The organism is Acidovorax sp. NB1 (genome assembly GCF_005405905.1).
In the GTDB taxonomy this organism is placed as follows: Bacteria; Pseudomonadota; Gammaproteobacteria; order Burkholderiales; family Burkholderiaceae_C; genus Acidovorax.
Genome location: NZ_BJHU01000013.1, coordinates 257,233 through 272,324 on the forward strand (window position 1 = coordinate 257,233; position 15,092 = coordinate 272,324).

A 15,092-nucleotide genomic window follows, 5' to 3' on the forward strand; every position below is an offset into this window, starting at 1 on the left:
GGCCGAGGGCGGTTGGCAGTCGGGCGTTGCGGTGGCCTGATCAGCTGAAGAAATTCTTCAATCGGTCCGTCCAGCTCTCGCCGCTGGGCGAGTGGCGGGCGCCGCCCTTCTTGAGCGAATCTTCCAGCTCGCGCAGCAGCTTGCGCTGGTGCTCGGTCAGCTTCACAGGTGTCTCGACCGCAATGTGGCAGTACAGGTCGCCGGGGTAGCTGGCGCGCACGCCCTTGATGCCCTTGCCGCGCAGGCGGAACTGCTTGCCGGCCTGGGTGCCTTCGGGGATGTCGATGGCCGCCTTGCCCGCCAGTGTGGGCACTTCGATCTCGCCGCCCAGCGCGGCCGTGATGAAGCTCACGGGCACCTGGCAGTGCAGGTCGTCGCCGTCGCGCTCAAAGATGTCGTGCTTCTTCAGGCGGATCTCGATGTACAGGTCACCGGGTGGGCCGCCATTGGTGCCTGGTTCGCCGTTGCCGGTGGAGCGGATGCGCATGCCGTCGTCGATGCCGGCAGGGATCTTCACTTCCAGCGTCTTTTGCTTCTTGAGCTTGCCCTGGCCATGGCAGGCCGTGCAGGGCTCGGGAATGATCTTGCCCGTGCCCCGGCAGTGTGGGCAGGTTTGCTGCACGCTGAAAAAGCCCTGGCGCATCTGCACCGTGCCCGCTCCCTGGCAGGTGCCGCAGGTCTTGGCGCTGGTGCCAGGCTTGGCGCCACTGCCGTGGCAGGTGTCGCAGCTCTCCCACGAGGGGATGCGGATCTGCGCGTCCTTGCCACGTGCGGCCTCTTCCAGCGTGATCTCCATGGCATAGCTGAGGTCGCTGCCCCGGTAGACCTGGCGGCCACCGGCACCGCGCCCACGCCCGCCCTGCTGGCCGAACATGTCGCCAAAGATGTCGCCAAAGGCCTCGGCAAACCCGCCAAAGCCCTCCGCCCCCGCGCCACCGGGGCCGCGCATGTTGGGGTCCACCCCCGCGTGGCCGTACTGGTCGTAGGCGGCCCGCTTTTGCGGGTCCGAGAGCATCTCGTAGGCCTCCTTGGCCTCCTTGAATTTCTCTTCGGCAGGCTTGGCCGCGTCACCCTGGTTGCGGTCAGGGTGGTGCTTCATCGCGAGCTTGCGATAGGCCTTCTTGATTTCTTCGTCCGAGGCGTTCTTGGGAACACCCAGGATTTCGTAAAAGTCTCTTTTCGACATGGTGATCTGCGGTCCGGTTGGAACAGGAACGCCGCGCAAGCACCGTCAACGGCACCGCGCGGCGGCTGGGATCAACGGGAAGGTGTTCAGCCCTTCTTGACTTCCTTGACCTCGGCGTCCACCACGTTGTCATCGTCCGCAGGCTTTGCGGAAGATGCGGCGCCTGCAGCCCCTGCTGCGTCGGCACCACCGGCGGCCTGGGCGGCTTGTGCAGCCTGGGACTCGGCGTACATCTTCTCGCCCAGCTTCTGGCTGGCGGCCATCAGGGCGGTGGTCTTTTCGTCGATGGAGGCCTTGTCCTCGCCCTTCAGGGCTTCTTCCAGTGCCTTCACGGCGGCCGTGATCGCGTCCTTTTCGCCTGCGTCCAGCTTGTCGCCGTGTTCGGCCAGGCTTTTGTTCACGCTGTGAACGGCGGCTTCGCCCTGGTTCTTGGCCTGCACCAGCTCAAGCTTCTTCTTGTCGTCCGCAGCGTTCAGCTCGGCGTCCTTCACCATCTTCTGGATTTCTTCTTCCGACAGGCCGGAGCTGGCCTTGATGGTGATCTTGTTTTCCTTGCCCGTGCCCTTGTCCTTGGCGCCCACGTGCAGGATGCCGTTGGCGTCGATGTCGAACGACACTTCGATCTGGGGCACGCCACGCGCTGCGGGTGGAATGCCTTCGAGGTTGAACTCGCCCAGGGCCTTGTTGCCCGATGCCATTTCGCGCTCGCCCTGGAACACCTTGATCGTCACGGCGGGCTGGTTGTCGTCGGCCGTCGAGAAGGTCTGTGCGAACTTCGTCGGGATCGTGGTGTTCTTAGTGATCATCTTGGTCATGACGCCGCCCAGGGTCTCGATGCCCAGGGACAGCGGTGTCACGTCCAGCAGCAGCACGTCCTTGCGGTCGCCCGACAGCACCTGGCCCTGGATGGCAGCGCCCACGGCCACGGCTTCGTCAGGGTTCACGTCCTTGCGGGGATCCTTGCCGAAGAATTCCTTGACCTTCTCCTGCACCTTGGGCATGCGGGTCATGCCGCCGACCAGGATCACGTCGTGGATGTCGGACACGGACACGCCGGCATCCTTGATCGCTACGCGGCAAGGCGCGATGGTGCGCTCGATCAGCTCTTCCACCAGGGCTTCCAGCTTGGCGCGGGTCAGCTTGATGTTCAGGTGCTTGGGGCCCGACGCGTCGGCCGTGATGTAGGGCAGGTTGATGTCGGTGGAGGCCGAGTTCGACAGCTCGATCTTGGCCTTTTCAGCGGCTTCCTTCAGGCGTTGCAGGGCCAGCACGTCCTTGGACAGGTCCACGCCCTGTTCCTTCTTGAACTCGCTGATGATGAAGTCGATGATGCGCTGGTCGAAGTCTTCGCCGCCCAGGAAGGTGTCGCCGTTGGTGGACAGCACTTCGAATTGCTTTTCGCCGTCCACGTCGGCGATTTCGATGATGGACACGTCGAACGTGCCGCCACCCAGGTCATACACGGCGATCTTGCGGTCGCCCTTTTCCTGCTTGTCCAGGCCAAAGGCCAGGGCCGCTGCGGTGGGTTCATTGATGATGCGCTTGACTTCCAGGCCGGCGATGCGGCCGGCGTCCTTGGTGGCCTGGCGCTGTGCGTCGTTGAAGTACGCGGGCACGGTGATCACGGCTTCCGTGACGGGCTCGCCCAGGTAGTCCTCGGCGGTCTTCTTCATCTTGCGCAGGATGTCGGCCGACACCTGCTGGGCCGACAGCTTGCTGCCACGCACTTCCACCCAGGCATCGCCGTTGTCGGCAGCCACGATGGAGTAGGGCATCAGGTCGATGTCCTTTTGCACTTCCTTTTCGGTGAACTTGCGGCCAATCAGGCGCTTGATCGCGTACAGCGTGTTCTTGGGGTTGGTCACTGCCTGGCGCTTGGCCGAGGCACCGACGAGGATCTCGCCATCTTCCTGGTAGGCAACGATGGACGGCGTGGTGCGCGCGCCTTCGCTGTTCTCGATCACGCGCGTGGTGTTGCCTTCCATGATGGACACGCAGCTGTTGGTGGTGCCCAGGTCAATGCCGATGATTTTTCCCATGATTTTTCTCCGAATGCTTGAATGGTTTGGATGGCTAGTAACTTGTGGATAACTCGTGGGGGTTCAAGTCATCCGTGCTGATTTATTTGAAGATTTACTTCGGGGCCGTGACGGTGACCAGGGCCGGGCGCAGCACGCGCTCGGCAATCACATAGCCCTTTTGCAGCACGGCCACGACGGTGTTGGCCTCTTGCTCGGCGGGCACCACGCTGATGGCCTGGTGCTGGTGCGGGTCGAACTTGGCGCCGGCGGCGGGGTTGATGGCGATCACCTTGTTGCGCTCCAGGGCCGAGGTCAGCTGGCGCAGGGTGGCGTCAGCGCCTTCGCGCAGCTGCTGGGGCGTGGCCTCCTTGATGGCCAGGGCAGCGTCCAGGCTGTCGGCCACGGGCAGCAGGCTTTCGGCAAAGCTCTCGATGCCGAACTTGCGGGCCTTGGCCACTTCGTCGTCGGCACGGCGGCGGGCATTCTCGGCCTCGGCCTTGGCACGCAGGAACTGGTCGGCCAGGTCGGCACTCTTGGCCTTCAGCTCGGCCAGCTCGCCCTGCAGGCGGGCCAGCTCGTCGGAGGCGTGGGCAGCCATGGCGGCTTCGACTTCTTCGGGGGCGGGGGCGCTCTGGGGCGGGGTGGTTTGGCTGTGGTCTGACATGTCTTGGTCTGAAGGTGAATGAAACAGTACGCGCGGGAGTTGGGGGCATGCCACCACAAATCAAGGTCTGCACCAGGGATTTGTCTTTTGGGGCCCTGCATGCAGCGCGCGGCGGTGGTAAGCATGTCGGCCCAACCCCGGGTTTTGCAAGGGTGGAGTGCCCTTTGGGCCTGCACTTGCGCCGTGCTGGGCGGGGCTTGCCGCGTGCAGAGTGTACAAGCGGCAGCGGCCGGGCTATAATCGCAGGCTTTCCCTTGCCACACCACTTCTAGACGCGGTGGGTGGTCTCACCCAAAAGGAGTTTGCATGCGTCATTACGAAATCATTTTGTTGATCCATCCGGATCAAAGCGAACAAGTTCCAGCCATGCTGGAGCGCTACAAGGGCATGATCACCGCTGGCGGTGGCAAGGTGCACCGTGTGGAAGACTGGGGCCGTCGTCAACTGGCGTACCTGATCAACAAGCTGGCCAAAGCCCACTACCTGTGCGTGAACATCGAAGCCGACCAGGCTGTGATGGCTGAACTGGAGCACGCCTTCAAGTTCAACGACGCCGTGCTGCGCCACCTGACGGTTCAGAAGAAGAAGGCCGACACGGGCCCATCTTCCATGATGAAGACCGTCGAGCGCGAAGAAGCCCGCAAGGCCAGCCAAGCGGAATACGCAGCTGCCGGCGGTGAGCGCGGCGAGCGCTGATCCATCACTCTTTGGAGTGGAGAACCGCGTTGTCCTGACCGCCTGTATCGCAGAGGCTGAACCCCTGCGCTACACCCCCGCCGGATTGCCTGCCATCACCCTGCGTCTCGAACACGAGTCCCAGCAAACTGAGGCAGACCATCCCCGCGAAGTCAGGGCAGCCATGAAAGCCGTTGCCTTTGGTGCAATGGCCGAGCGGCTGGCAAGGCAAAACATCGGAAGTCTCTGGACTTTTCATGGATTTCTGGCTAACCAGCGCAATGGCAAGACTGCAGTGCTCCACATCCAGGATATTCAACAAAATTAATTTTCAAGGGGTCCGCAATGGCCACGTTCAAGAAGTTCAACAAAGACAAGCGCCCAAAGCGCAACACCCAGTCCCTGCTGTTCAAGCGCAAGCGCTTCTGCCGCTTCACGGTGACGGGCGTTGAAGAAATCGACTACAAGGATGTCGATACGCTGCGCGATTTCATCGCCGAAAACGGCAAGATCATCCCCGCGCGCCTGACCGGCACGCGCGCTATCTTCCAGCGTCAGCTGAACACCGCCATCAAGCGCGCCCGCTTCCTGGCCCTGGTGCCTTACAGCGACCAGCACAAGATCTAAGGAGCACAACCCATGCAAATCATTCTGCTCGACAAGGTTGTGAACCTCGGCAACCTCGGTGAAATCGTCAAGGTCAAGGACGGCTACGCCCGCAACTTCCTGATCCCTTCGGGCCGTGCACGCCGTGCCACCGAAGCTGCCAAGGCAGAGTTCGAAGCCAAGCGCGCTGAACTCGAAAAGGCTGCTGCCGCCAAGCTGGCAGAAGCCCAAGCCCAAGGCGAAAAGCTGGCTGGCACCACCGTCAAGCTGACCCAAAAGGCGGGCGTGGACGGCCGCCTGTTCGGTTCCGTGACCAACCATGACATCGCCGAAGAGCTGAACAAGCTGGGCTACAAGGTTGCCAAGGCCCAGATCCGCCTGCCCAACGGCCCCATCAAGGTCGTGAGCGAAAGCGCTGTGAACGTGGCTCTGCACACCGATGTGGTGGTGGAAGTCAACGTGTCGGTCTACGGCGAAACCGCTTGATCGACAGCGCGTAGATAATCTGCGCGACTCGCTGCGAAAGCCGCCTCCGGGCGGCTTTCGTGTTTTCGATCGGGGCATTTGTACAGGGTTGCCCACCGGTCATCCACAGATTGTCCCAAGGCTTATCCATCCAGGCCGCCGCCCCGTGGTCCATGGGGTGGCCTGTTTTCAGACCTGTCCCGGAGAAATCCATGTCCGCTGTTTTCCCTCCGCTCGATGAACAGGGCTCGCTGCCATCCCCCAGCGAGGATCAGGAAATCGCCAAGCTGCGCACGCCGCCGCATTCCATTGAGGCCGAGTCCAGCGTGTTGGGCGGTCTGCTGCTGGACAACAACGCTTGGGACCGTGTGGGAGACCTGCTCAAGGAAGGCGACTTCTACCGCTACGAACACCAGGCCATCTATGCGGCCATCGGCGCACTGATCAACGCCAGCAAGCCTGCCGACGTGATCACGGTGTTTGAGCAGCTCAAGAACCAGGGCAAGGCCCAGGAGATGGGCGGGCTCACCTACCTGAACAATCTGGCGCAGTACGTTCCGAGCGCCACCAACATCCGCCGTTACGCGGAGATCGTGCGCGAGCGGGCCATCCTGCGCAAGCTGGTCACGGCCAGCGACGAGATATCCACCAACGCCTTCAACCCACAAGGCAAGACGGTGGAGCGGATCCTGGACGAAGCCGAGGCCAAGATCTTCGCCATTGGCGAAGAGGGGTCGCGCAACAAGCAGGGTTTTCAGTCGCTCGATAATCTGGTGATCGACCTGCTCGACAAGGTGCAGGAGATGGCCGACAACCCGGCCGACGTGACCGGTGTACCCACCGGTTTTGCGGACCTGGACCGCATGACTTCGGGCCTGCAGGCGGGGGACATGATCGTGCTGGCGGCCCGCCCCTCCATGGGCAAGACCTCGTTTGCCGTGAACATCGCCGAGCATGTGGCCCTCAACGAAGGCCTGCCGGTCGCCATCTTCTCCATGGAAATGGGTGCTGCCCAGTTGGCGGTGCGTATCGTGGGCTCGATCGGTCGGGTGAACCAAGGCAACCTGCGCACAGGCAAACTCACGGATGATGAATGGCCGCGCCTGACCGAGGCCATCGAACGCTTGCGCACCGTCTCGCTGCACATCGACGAGACCCCGGGCCTTTCCCCCGGCGAGCTGCGCGCCAACGCACGGCGCCTTGCACGCCAGTGTGGCAAGCTGGGCCTGATTGTGGTGGACTATCTGCAGCTCATGAGCGGCTCGGGTTCGGCAGCAAGCTCGGACAACCGGGCCACCGAGCTGGGCGAAATCTCCCGGGGCCTCAAGATGCTGGCTAAGGAGCTGCAGTGCCCGGTGATCGCGCTTTCCCAGCTCAACCGCTCGGTGGAGCAGCGCACCGACAAGCGCCCCATGATGTCCGACCTGCGCGAATCGGGCGCTATCGAGCAGGACGCGGACATCATCATGTTCATTTACCGCGACGACTACTACAACAAGGACAGCAAGGAGCCCAACGTGGCCGAGGTCATCATCGGCAAGCAGCGTAACGGCCCGACGGGGACCGTGAAGCTGTTCTTCCAGAAGAACCAGACCCGCTTCGAAAACCTAGCCATGGGCGGCGGCGACGATTACTGACGCGCGGAAATCGATCTCCAAAAATGAAAAGGCCCCTGCCATCGGCAGGGGCCTTTTGCTTTTCTGTCCGAGATCAGAGCACTTCGCTGGCAAAGTCCGCCAGGCGCGAGCGCTCACCCCGTGCCAGCGTGATGTGTCCGCTGTGTGGCCAGCCCTTGAAGCGGTCCACTGCATAGGTCAGGCCCGAGGAGCCTTCGGTCAGGTAGGGGGTGTCGATCTGCGCCAGGTTGCCCATGCAGATGATCTTGGTGCCCGGGCCGGCACGGGTGATCAGGGTCTTCATCTGTTTTGGGGTCAGGTTTTGAGCCTCATCAATGATCACGTACTTGTTCAGGAAGGTGCGTCCGCGCATGAAGTTCATGCTCTTGATCTTGATGCGGCTACGGATCAGCTCGTTGGTGGCCGCGCGGCCCCATTCGCCCGCATTGCCACCGTCGCCCTTGGCCAGAAACTCCAGGTTGTCGTCCAGAGCGCCCATCCAGGGGCCCATCTTTTCTTCCTCGGTGCCGGGCAGGAAGCCGATGTCTTCGCCCACGCTTACCGTGGCGCGGGTCATGATGATCTCGGTGTAGCGGCGGTCGTCCAGCACCTGGGTAAGGCCTGCGGCCAGGGCCAGCAGGGTCTTGCCGGTGCCGGCCGTGCCGGTCAGGGTCACGAAGTCGATCTCCGGGTCCATGAGCAGGTTCATGGCGTAGTTTTGCTCGCGGTTGCGCGTGGTCACTCCCCACACCGCATTTTTGGCAGAGCCGTAGTCCTTGAGCGTCTGCAGCACCGCCGTTTTTTCGCGGATCTCGCTCACGCGTGCAAACAGGCTTGGCTCGCCAGGGGCCTCGAAGTACACGAACTGGTTGATCATCAGCTGCGGCACGATGGGCCCGCCGATGCGGTAGTAGGTGTGGGCGCCGCTCTGCCAGCTTTCCACGTTCTTGCCGCTCTTGGCCCAGAAGTCGGGTGGCAGGGCCAGTACGCCTGCGTAGAGCAGGTCGCCGTCTTCCAGCGTCTTGTCGTTCTGGTAGTCCTCAGCGTTCAGGCCCAGGGCGCGGGCCTTGACGCGCATGTTGATGTCCTTGGACACCAGCACCACCTCGCGCGGCGCATGCAGCTTGCGCAAGGCTTCCACCACGCCCAGGATCTGGTTGTCGGCCTTGCCGGGTGGCAAGCTGGTGGGCAGGCTGTAGTCCAGCGGCACCGTCTGGAAGAACAGGTGGCCGCCCGCAGCACGCTGGCCGGTGGAGTCGAGCTTCAGGCCCTTGGCCATGTCGGCGCCCTGGGCGGCAGCCAGCGCATCCAGCGTGCGGCTGGCTTGGCGGCCATTGCGGGCGACTTCGGTCATGCCCTTCTTGTGGCCGTCCAGTTCCTCCAGCACGATCATCGGCAGGAAGATGTCGTGCTCTTCGAAGCGGAAGAGGCTGGTCGGGTCGTGCAGCAGCACATTGGTGTCCAGCACGAAGAGCTTGGTCGGGCCTTGCGGTGCGGCTTTCTTGCCCCGTGGTGCCGGGGCAGGTGCTGCAGCGCTGGGGCTTATGGCCGCGGTGGTGGTGCGGGCCTTGCGCGCGCCTGTCGCGCGGGCGGCGGGCGATGCTGCAGGCTCGGGAGTGCGGGCCAGACTCTCTGCCGAGACCAGAGGAGTGGCGACCAGGGCGATGGGCGCCAGCGGCGCTGAGTTGCCTGTTTTGCGCCCGGCACGGGCCGATGGGGTGGTTGCCCGCACGGGTGCGGCAACGGGTTCATTGGCGGAGGTGGGTGACACCCGTGGACGGGCCGTGACTTCAAAGGCTTCGGGCGCGAGGAGTGCAGCGCGCCGGCTGGGGGCGGGGGGCAGGGGCATGGTGGCAGGGCCTCGGTCGGTAAAGGAAGAAAGACGGGTCAGAAAGCAAAAAGCCGCCTGGAGGCCGAGGCGGCTTTTTGGGGTGGGGCAAACGTCGCGATAACCAGGGGCATAAATCCATTATGCCTACTCTGGATGTCTTGCCGGGGCAAAACCAGTGGGGTGTCGCGTCGATGCTCCAGCGGCTTGATCCGGGCGCGAAGGCTGTGGAGGATCAGGCGGCCTTTTTCAGGGCCTTGATGGATTTCACGGTCTTGAGGACTTCGTCCACATGGCCGGGCACCTTGAGGCCGCGCCACTCTTGCACCAGCAGGCCGTCGGGGCCGATCAGGAAGGTGCTGCGCTCGATGCCCTTGACCTTCTTGCCGTACATGATCTTGTTCTTGACCACGCCGAACATGTGGCACATCTTCTCTTCGGTGTCGGCGATCAGCTCGAAAGGCAGTTCCAGCTTTTCCTTGAAGTCGTCATGCGACTTCATGTTGTCGCGCGACACGCCGAACACGGCGGCGCCAGCCTTCACGAAATCCTTGTACTTGTCGCGAAACTGCATGGCCTCCGTGGTGCAGCCAGGCGTGTTGTCCTTGGGATAGAAGTACAGAACCAGAATTTGGCCAAGGTGGGAGGTGTTGGAGACCTTGATTCCACCGGTCGCGTTGGCTTCAAATTCAGGGAGGGGTTTGTTGACAACGATCGCCATATCACTTCAATCTCTCAGGATGTAGTCGTTGGTAAGCCGGGGGAATGGGGTGTGTTATTGCTCTTGGTGGTGCCCCCGACCGCAACCGGTGATTTTACCCCGAAATCGATTGCCGGCCAAATGTAAGACTGTGTGTCTTGCCTTTGGTGGCGCGCACTTTTGCAAGGCTTTGCATAGGTTCTGCGCGCCTGGCGCGGGGGCTGCGGGCGGCCCTCAGGGCTCCAGAATCAGCGCTGCCACCACGTTGCGGCCTTCCCCGGCCAGGATGTTGTAAGTGCGGCAGGCCGCTGCCGTGTCCATGGTTTCCAGCCCGAGCCGCCGGGTCATCAGCGGTGCCAGCCAGGGGGGGGGCGGGAAGCGGTTGCGTGTGCCGCTGCCGAAGATCACCAGTTCGGTTTCCAGTGTCGCCAGCTGTGCGAAGTGTTCCGGGGTCAGGTCTTCGTAACGCGTGCAGGGCCATGCCTGGCGCAGACCGCTTGAGCCCAGAAGGACGCTGTGGGTGATCTTCTCTGCGTCCACGCTGATCCAGCCGGGGCCATAGCCGCTGATGGTCTGTGCGTTCGAGCGGTCGGGCTGGAATTTCATGGATGTGCGTGTGGTGCGGTCTGCAGGGCGCTGCCGCAGGCGCGCGCCAGGGGGGAGGGGGCCGGTTCTGTGGTCAAATTATAGGTTTCGCCGAGTGCCCAGCGGCCCTGGCTGCCTTGTCGCCGCTGTCTCGCCGTCTTTTCCACCGCCTCGCTTTTTCGTCAGCGCATGAAAACCGTCCAAAAATCCGCCAAGCTCGCCAACGTCTGCTACGACATCCGGGGGCCGATCATGGACGCGGCCAAGAAGATGGAGGAAGACGGGCACAAGATCATCAAGCTCAACATCGGCAACCTGGCCGTGTTCGGCTTCGATGCGCCCGAAGAGATCCAGCTCGACATGATCCGCAACCTGCCCAACTCTGCGGGCTATTCGGACAGCAAGGGCATTTTTGCCGCGCGCAAGGCCGTGATGCACGAAACCCAGAAGCAGGGCATCAAGGGCGTGGCGCTGGACGACATCTACCTGGGCAACGGTGCCAGCGAACTCATCGTGATGGCCACGAATGCGCTGCTGGACACGGGCGACGAGCTGCTGCTGCCCTCGCCCGACTACCCGCTGTGGACGGCGGCGGCCAGCCTCTCGGGCGGCACGCCCGTGCACTACCTGTGCGATGAAGCCAACGGCTGGATGCCCAACCTGGCCGACATCCGCGCCAAGATCACGCCCCGCACCAAGGGCATCGTGGTCATCAACCCCAACAACCCCACGGGCGCGCTGTACTCCGACGATCTGCTCAAGGGCATCGTCGCCATCGCCCGCGAGCATGGCCTGGTGATCTTTGCCGACGAGGTGTACGACAAGGTGCTGTACGACGGCGCCAAGCACACGGCCATCGGCTCGCTGAGCGAAGACGTGCTCACGCTCACCTTCAACTCGCTGTCCAAGAGCTACCGCTCCTGCGGGTACCGTGCGGGCTGGCTGGTGGTGTCGGGCGACAAGAAGCCCGCCAAAGACTACATCGAGGGCCTGAACATGCTCTCGAACATGCGCCTGTGCGCCAACGTGCCCGGCCAGTGGGCCGTGCAGACCGCGCTGGGCGGCTACCAGAGCATCAATGAGCTGGTGGGCGAGGGCGGCCGCCTGCGCAAGCAGCGCGACCTGGCCTATGAGCTGATCACCGCCATCCCCGGCGTGAGCTGCGTGAAGCCGCAGGCGGCGCTGTACATGTTCCCGCGCCTGGACCCGGCCGTGTACCCCATCGAGGACGACCAGCAGTTCTTCCTGGAGCTGCTGCAGGAGACCAAGGTCATGCTGGTGCAGGGCACGGGCTTCAACTGGGCCGCGCCCGACCACTTTCGCATCGTGTTCCTGCCGCACGAAGACGACCTGCGCGACGCCATCGGCCGCGTGGCACGTTTCCTGGAGCAGTACCGCAAGCGCTGCGGCACCGATCTGCGGCGCGTCGGCTAATACTCACTTTTTGATAGCTGCTGGCGCTTGATGGACAGGCGCAAACCCCATTTTTGACTGGTATATCTTCCATGAAACCCATCCAAGTAGGCCTTCTGGGCATCGGCACCGTCGGCAGCGGCGTGTTCAACGTGCTTGCACGCAACCAGGACGAAATCAGCCGCCGTGCGGGCCGTGGCATCGAGATCACCATGGTGGCCGATCTGGACGTGGAGCGCGCCAGGGCCGTGGTGGGCGATGGCATCCAGGTCGTCAACGACGCCCGCGCCATCATTGCCAACCCTGACATCGACATCGTCATCGAGCTGATCGGTGGCTACGGCATTGCGCGTGCGCTGGTGCTGGAAGCCATTGCGGCGGGCAAGCATGTGGTCACCGCCAACAAAGCGCTGCTGGCCGTGCACGGCACCGAGATCTTCGCGGCCGCATCGGCCAAGGGCGTGATGGTGGCCTTCGAGGCCGCCGTGGCCGGTGGCATCCCCATCATCAAGGCGCTGCGTGAAGGCCTCACGGCCAACCGCATCCAGTGGCTTGCCGGCATCATCAACGGCACCACCAACTTCATCCTGTCCGAGATGCGCAGCAAGGGCCTGGACTTCGACGTGGTGCTCAAGGAAGCGCAACGCCTGGGCTATGCCGAGGCCGACCCGACCTTCGACATCGAAGGTGTGGACGCGGCCCACAAGGTCACGCTGATGAGTGCGATTGCGTTCGGCATTCCGGTGCAGTTCGACAAGGCCTATGTCGAAGGCATCACCAAGCTGGGCGCAGCCGACATCAAGTACGCCGAGCAGCTGGGCTACCGCATCAAGCTGCTGGGCATCACCAAGCGCGCTGAAAAGGGCATCGAGCTGCGCGTGCACCCGAGCCTCGTGCCCTCCAAGCGCCTGATCGCCAACGTCGAAGGTGCGATGAATGCCGTGGTGGTGCAGGGCGACGCCGTGGGCACCACGCTGTACTACGGCAAGGGTGCGGGCTCCGAGCCCACTGCCAGCGCCGTGATCGCCGACCTGGTGGACATTGCCCGCCTGCACACCGCAGACCCCGAGCACCGCGTGCCGCACCTGGCCTTCCAGGCCAACACGCTGCAAGGTGCCATGGACCAGCTGCCCGTGCTGCCGATGAGCGAAGTGGTCACCAGCTACTACCTGCGTCTGCGTGTGGCCGACCAGGCCGGCGTGCTCGCCAAGGTCACGGGCCTGCTGGCCGAGGCCGGTGTGAGCATCGACGCCGTGCTGCAGCGCGAGGCCGATGAAGTGGGCGGTGAAGGCTCCACACAGACCGACCTGATCATCCTGACCCACGACACCCGCGAAGGCACCATGGACGCCGTGATCGCCCAGATGCAGGCCCTGCCCACGGTGCTGGCCCCCATCACGCGCATCCGCAAGGAAGAGCTGAACTGAGCCAGCCCCCACGAGCCATGATGCCGCCCCGCCATGCCCACCCTGGTTGCCGCCCTCACGCTGTCGGCGCTGCTCAAAATGGCGCATGTCGATCTGCCGCGCTGGCATCTGGCGTTCTGGTTCGGCCTGCTGGTCATGCTGACCTTGTTCGGGTTCATGCCGCGCGCGCAGGCCATCCTCAACGGGGTGGGCAGTTTTCTGGCAGCCTGGCTGTACTTCGTGCTGCTGGAGCGCACGGACAACTACGAGGACAAGCCACTGCACTGGCTGGTCCTGATCGGCGGCTTCCTGCTGCTGATCGCCTCACGTTTTTACCTTGATATCCGCGTGTACGGCATCAGTCTTTGAGCGACACCGACGGGACCCCCTCATGAAATACCTCAGCACACGCGGCCACGCAGACCGCAAACAGTTCTGCGACATCCTGCTCGAAGGCCTGGCGCCCGATGGCGGCTTGTACCTGCCCGAGACGTACCCCAAGATCACCGCCGCCGCCTTGACCAAGCTGCGCAAGGCGTACCACGAGCAGGGCTACGCCGAGCTGGCGTTCCAGATCCTGTCGCTGTACATCGACGACATCCCTGCTGCAGACCTCAAGGCCATCTGCGCCAAGACCTACACCGCTGAAGTCTTCGGCACGGGCGAGATCGTTCCCCTGCGCCACCTCGAAGACGGCCTGTGGCTTGAAGCCCTGTCCAACGGCCCCACGCTGGCCTTCAAGGACATGGCCATGCAACTGCTGGGCAACCTGTTCGAGTACGAACTGGGCCGCCGTGGCGAGCAGCTCAACATCCTGGGCGCCACCAGCGGCGACACCGGCAGCGCGGCCGAATACGCCATGCGCGGCAAAGAGGGCGTGCGCGTGTTCATGACCAGCCCGCACGGCCGCATGAGCGCCTTCCAGCAGGCGCAGATGTTCAGCCTGCAGGACGAGAACATCCACAACATCGCCATCGAAGGCGTGTTCGACGACTGCCAGGACATCGTCAAGGCCGTGTCCAACGACCACGCCTTCAAGGCCAAGTACAAGATCGGCACGGTCAACTCCATTAACTGGGCGCGCCTGCTGGCGCAGGTGGTGTACTACTTCGCGGGCTACATCCAGGCCACTGAGAGCAACAGCCAGAAGGTCAGCTTCACGGTGCCTTCGGGCAACTTTGGCAACGTGTGCGCAGGCCATGTGGCACGCATGATGGGCCTGCCCATTGCCAAGCTGGTGGTGGCCACCAACGAGAACGACGTACTCGACGAGTTCTTCCGCACCGGCGTGTACCGCGTGCGGGGCAGTGCCGACACGCACGAAACATCGAGCCCCTCGATGGACATCAGCAAGGCCAGCAACTTCGAGCGCTTCATTTTTGACCTGCTGGGCCGCAACGGCCAGCGCACCAAGGCCTTGTTCAGCGCCGCGCTGCAAACCTATGGCCGCTTTGACCTGAGCGCCGACCCGCTGTTTGCCGATGCCGCCAAGAAATACGGCTTTGAAAGCGGCAAGAGCACCCACGCCGACCGCCTGGCCACCATCAAGGACACCTTCGAGCGCTACGGCGTCACCATCGACACCCACACCGCCGACGGCGTGAAGGTGGCGCGCGAACACCACAGCGATGCCAAGGTGCCCATGATCGTGCTGGAGACTGCACTGCCCATCAAGTTTGCCGAGACCATCGTCGAGGCCCTGGGCCATGCGCCCGAGCGCCCCGCCAAGTTTGCAGGCATCGAAGACCTGCCCAAGCGCGTGCACGTGATGCCCGCCGATGTGGAGCAGGTCAAGGCCTACATCGAGCGCCACTGCGCTCCCGCTGCGCAGGGTTGAGGCTGCTTCCCCTTCCTGGAGGGGAATGTTTGAGAAAAAACGCCCCTGGCGCGCGTCTGGTAAGCGCTAGTAGCTATAAATACGATAGCT

15 protein-coding genes are annotated in these 15,092 nt (G+C 63.3%); 9 read left to right on the forward strand and 6 right to left on the reverse strand.

Annotated features, from left to right (window positions below; genetic code table 11):
• Positions 1-40 precede the first annotated feature (40 nt).
• The 3 genes from dnaJ to grpE all read right to left on the reverse strand — a co-directional run bounded on the left by dnaJ (position 41) and on the right by grpE (position 3,871).
• Positions 41-1,186 (reverse strand): molecular chaperone DnaJ, encoded by a 1,146-nt coding sequence (gene dnaJ, locus AvAM_RS05920; protein WP_137746219.1) that lies wholly within the window; start codon positions 1,184-1,186, stop codon positions 41-43.
• Positions 1,187-1,272: 86 nt separating this feature from the next.
• Positions 1,273-3,225 (reverse strand): molecular chaperone DnaK, encoded by a 1,953-nt coding sequence (gene dnaK / locus AvAM_RS05925; RefSeq protein WP_137746220.1) that lies wholly within the window; start codon positions 3,223-3,225, stop codon positions 1,273-1,275.
• Positions 3,226-3,319: 94 nt separating this feature from the next.
• Positions 3,320-3,871 carry a nucleotide exchange factor GrpE gene (gene grpE / locus AvAM_RS05930; RefSeq protein WP_137746221.1) on the reverse strand — a complete coding sequence of 184 codons (552 nt, stop codon included), beginning with the start codon at positions 3,869-3,871 and terminating at the stop codon, positions 3,320-3,322.
• A 306-nt stretch (positions 3,872-4,177) separates the two neighbouring features.
• On the opposite strand from grpE, the gene rpsF reads away from it, so the two are divergent.
• From rpsF to dnaB, 5 genes are all read left to right on the forward strand, one after another.
• Entirely contained in the window at positions 4,178-4,567 is a 390-nt protein-coding gene (gene rpsF, locus AvAM_RS05935; protein WP_094285575.1) for a 30S ribosomal protein S6, read from the forward strand.
• A 16-nt stretch (positions 4,568-4,583) separates the two neighbouring features.
• Positions 4,584-4,874 carry a primosomal replication protein N gene (gene priB / locus AvAM_RS05940; protein ID WP_137746222.1) on the forward strand — a complete coding sequence of 97 codons (291 nt, stop codon included), beginning with the start codon at positions 4,584-4,586 and terminating at the stop codon, positions 4,872-4,874.
• A 17-nt stretch (positions 4,875-4,891) separates the two neighbouring features.
• Complete coding sequence (gene rpsR, locus AvAM_RS05945) at positions 4,892-5,173, forward strand: 30S ribosomal protein S18 (protein WP_005795932.1); 282 nt, start codon at positions 4,892-4,894, stop codon at positions 5,171-5,173.
• A 12-nt stretch (positions 5,174-5,185) separates the two neighbouring features.
• Complete coding sequence (rplI, locus tag AvAM_RS05950) at positions 5,186-5,638, forward strand: 50S ribosomal protein L9 (protein WP_137746223.1); 453 nt, start codon at positions 5,186-5,188, stop codon at positions 5,636-5,638.
• Between the two features lie 191 nt (positions 5,639-5,829).
• Positions 5,830-7,254, forward strand: coding sequence for a replicative DNA helicase (gene dnaB / locus AvAM_RS05955; protein ID WP_137746224.1), 1,425 nt, complete (start codon positions 5,830-5,832; stop codon positions 7,252-7,254).
• A 73-nt stretch (positions 7,255-7,327) separates the two neighbouring features.
• Here the strand turns inward: dnaB and AvAM_RS05960 are convergent, their stop codons facing one another.
• The 3 genes from AvAM_RS05960 to AvAM_RS05970 all read right to left on the reverse strand — a co-directional run bounded on the left by AvAM_RS05960 (position 7,328) and on the right by AvAM_RS05970 (position 10,367).
• Positions 7,328-9,082 carry a PhoH family protein gene (locus AvAM_RS05960; protein WP_137746225.1) on the reverse strand — a complete coding sequence of 585 codons (1,755 nt, stop codon included), beginning with the start codon at positions 9,080-9,082 and terminating at the stop codon, positions 7,328-7,330.
• A 214-nt stretch (positions 9,083-9,296) separates the two neighbouring features.
• Entirely contained in the window at positions 9,297-9,782 is a 486-nt protein-coding gene (locus AvAM_RS05965) for a peroxiredoxin (RefSeq protein WP_063461152.1), read from the reverse strand.
• 213 nt (positions 9,783-9,995) lie between these two features.
• Positions 9,996-10,367, reverse strand: a complete 372-nt coding sequence (locus AvAM_RS05970) for an Mth938-like domain-containing protein (RefSeq protein ID WP_137746226.1) — start codon at positions 10,365-10,367, stop codon at positions 9,996-9,998.
• Between the two features lie 168 nt (positions 10,368-10,535).
• Between AvAM_RS05970 and AvAM_RS05975 the strand changes: the two genes are divergently transcribed.
• The 4 genes from AvAM_RS05975 to thrC all read left to right on the forward strand — a co-directional run bounded on the left by AvAM_RS05975 (position 10,536) and on the right by thrC (position 15,002).
• The gene (locus tag AvAM_RS05975; RefSeq protein WP_137746227.1) at positions 10,536-11,780 is read left to right on the forward strand and encodes a pyridoxal phosphate-dependent aminotransferase; all 1,245 of its coding nucleotides are present in this window, start codon (positions 10,536-10,538) and stop codon (positions 11,778-11,780) included.
• Positions 11,781-11,851: 71 nt separating this feature from the next.
• Complete coding sequence (locus AvAM_RS05980) at positions 11,852-13,186, forward strand: homoserine dehydrogenase (RefSeq protein ID WP_137746228.1); 1,335 nt, start codon at positions 11,852-11,854, stop codon at positions 13,184-13,186.
• 33 nt (positions 13,187-13,219) lie between these two features.
• Complete coding sequence (locus tag AvAM_RS05985) at positions 13,220-13,534, forward strand: response regulator (protein ID WP_137746229.1); 315 nt, start codon at positions 13,220-13,222, stop codon at positions 13,532-13,534.
• A 22-nt stretch (positions 13,535-13,556) separates the two neighbouring features.
• Complete coding sequence (thrC, locus tag AvAM_RS05990; protein ID WP_137746230.1) at positions 13,557-15,002, forward strand: threonine synthase; 1,446 nt, start codon at positions 13,557-13,559, stop codon at positions 15,000-15,002.
• Positions 15,003-15,092 lie beyond the last annotated feature (90 nt).

What these genes read in the sequence shown, in the direction of transcription:
- dnaB (WP_137746224.1), top strand. Translation starts at nt 5,830, where the DNA reads ATGTCCGCTGTTTTCCCTCCGCTCGATGAACAGGGCTCGCTGCCATCC.
- dnaK (WP_137746220.1), bottom strand. Translation starts at nt 3,225, where the DNA reads ATGGGAAAAATCATCGGCATTGACCTGGGCACCACCAACAGCTGCGTG.
- rpsR (WP_005795932.1), top strand. Translation starts at nt 4,892, where the DNA reads ATGGCCACGTTCAAGAAGTTCAACAAAGACAAGCGCCCAAAGCGCAAC.
- AvAM_RS05985 (WP_137746229.1), top strand. Translation starts at nt 13,220, where the DNA reads ATGCCCACCCTGGTTGCCGCCCTCACGCTGTCGGCGCTGCTCAAAATG.
- AvAM_RS05980 (WP_137746228.1), top strand. Translation starts at nt 11,852, where the DNA reads ATGAAACCCATCCAAGTAGGCCTTCTGGGCATCGGCACCGTCGGCAGC.
- thrC (WP_137746230.1), top strand. Translation starts at nt 13,557, where the DNA reads ATGAAATACCTCAGCACACGCGGCCACGCAGACCGCAAACAGTTCTGC.
- rpsF (WP_094285575.1), top strand. Translation starts at nt 4,178, where the DNA reads ATGCGTCATTACGAAATCATTTTGTTGATCCATCCGGATCAAAGCGAA.
- AvAM_RS05965 (WP_063461152.1), bottom strand. Translation starts at nt 9,782, where the DNA reads ATGGCGATCGTTGTCAACAAACCCCTCCCTGAATTTGAAGCCAACGCG.
- AvAM_RS05975 (WP_137746227.1), top strand. Translation starts at nt 10,536, where the DNA reads ATGAAAACCGTCCAAAAATCCGCCAAGCTCGCCAACGTCTGCTACGAC.
- AvAM_RS05970 (WP_137746226.1), bottom strand. Translation starts at nt 10,367, where the DNA reads ATGAAATTCCAGCCCGACCGCTCGAACGCACAGACCATCAGCGGCTAT.
- dnaJ (WP_137746219.1), bottom strand. Translation starts at nt 1,186, where the DNA reads ATGTCGAAAAGAGACTTTTACGAAATCCTGGGTGTTCCCAAGAACGCC.
- grpE (WP_137746221.1), bottom strand. Translation starts at nt 3,871, where the DNA reads ATGTCAGACCACAGCCAAACCACCCCGCCCCAGAGCGCCCCCGCCCCC.
- AvAM_RS05960 (WP_137746225.1), bottom strand. Translation starts at nt 9,082, where the DNA reads ATGCCCCTGCCCCCCGCCCCCAGCCGGCGCGCTGCACTCCTCGCGCCC.
- rplI (WP_137746223.1), top strand. Translation starts at nt 5,186, where the DNA reads ATGCAAATCATTCTGCTCGACAAGGTTGTGAACCTCGGCAACCTCGGT.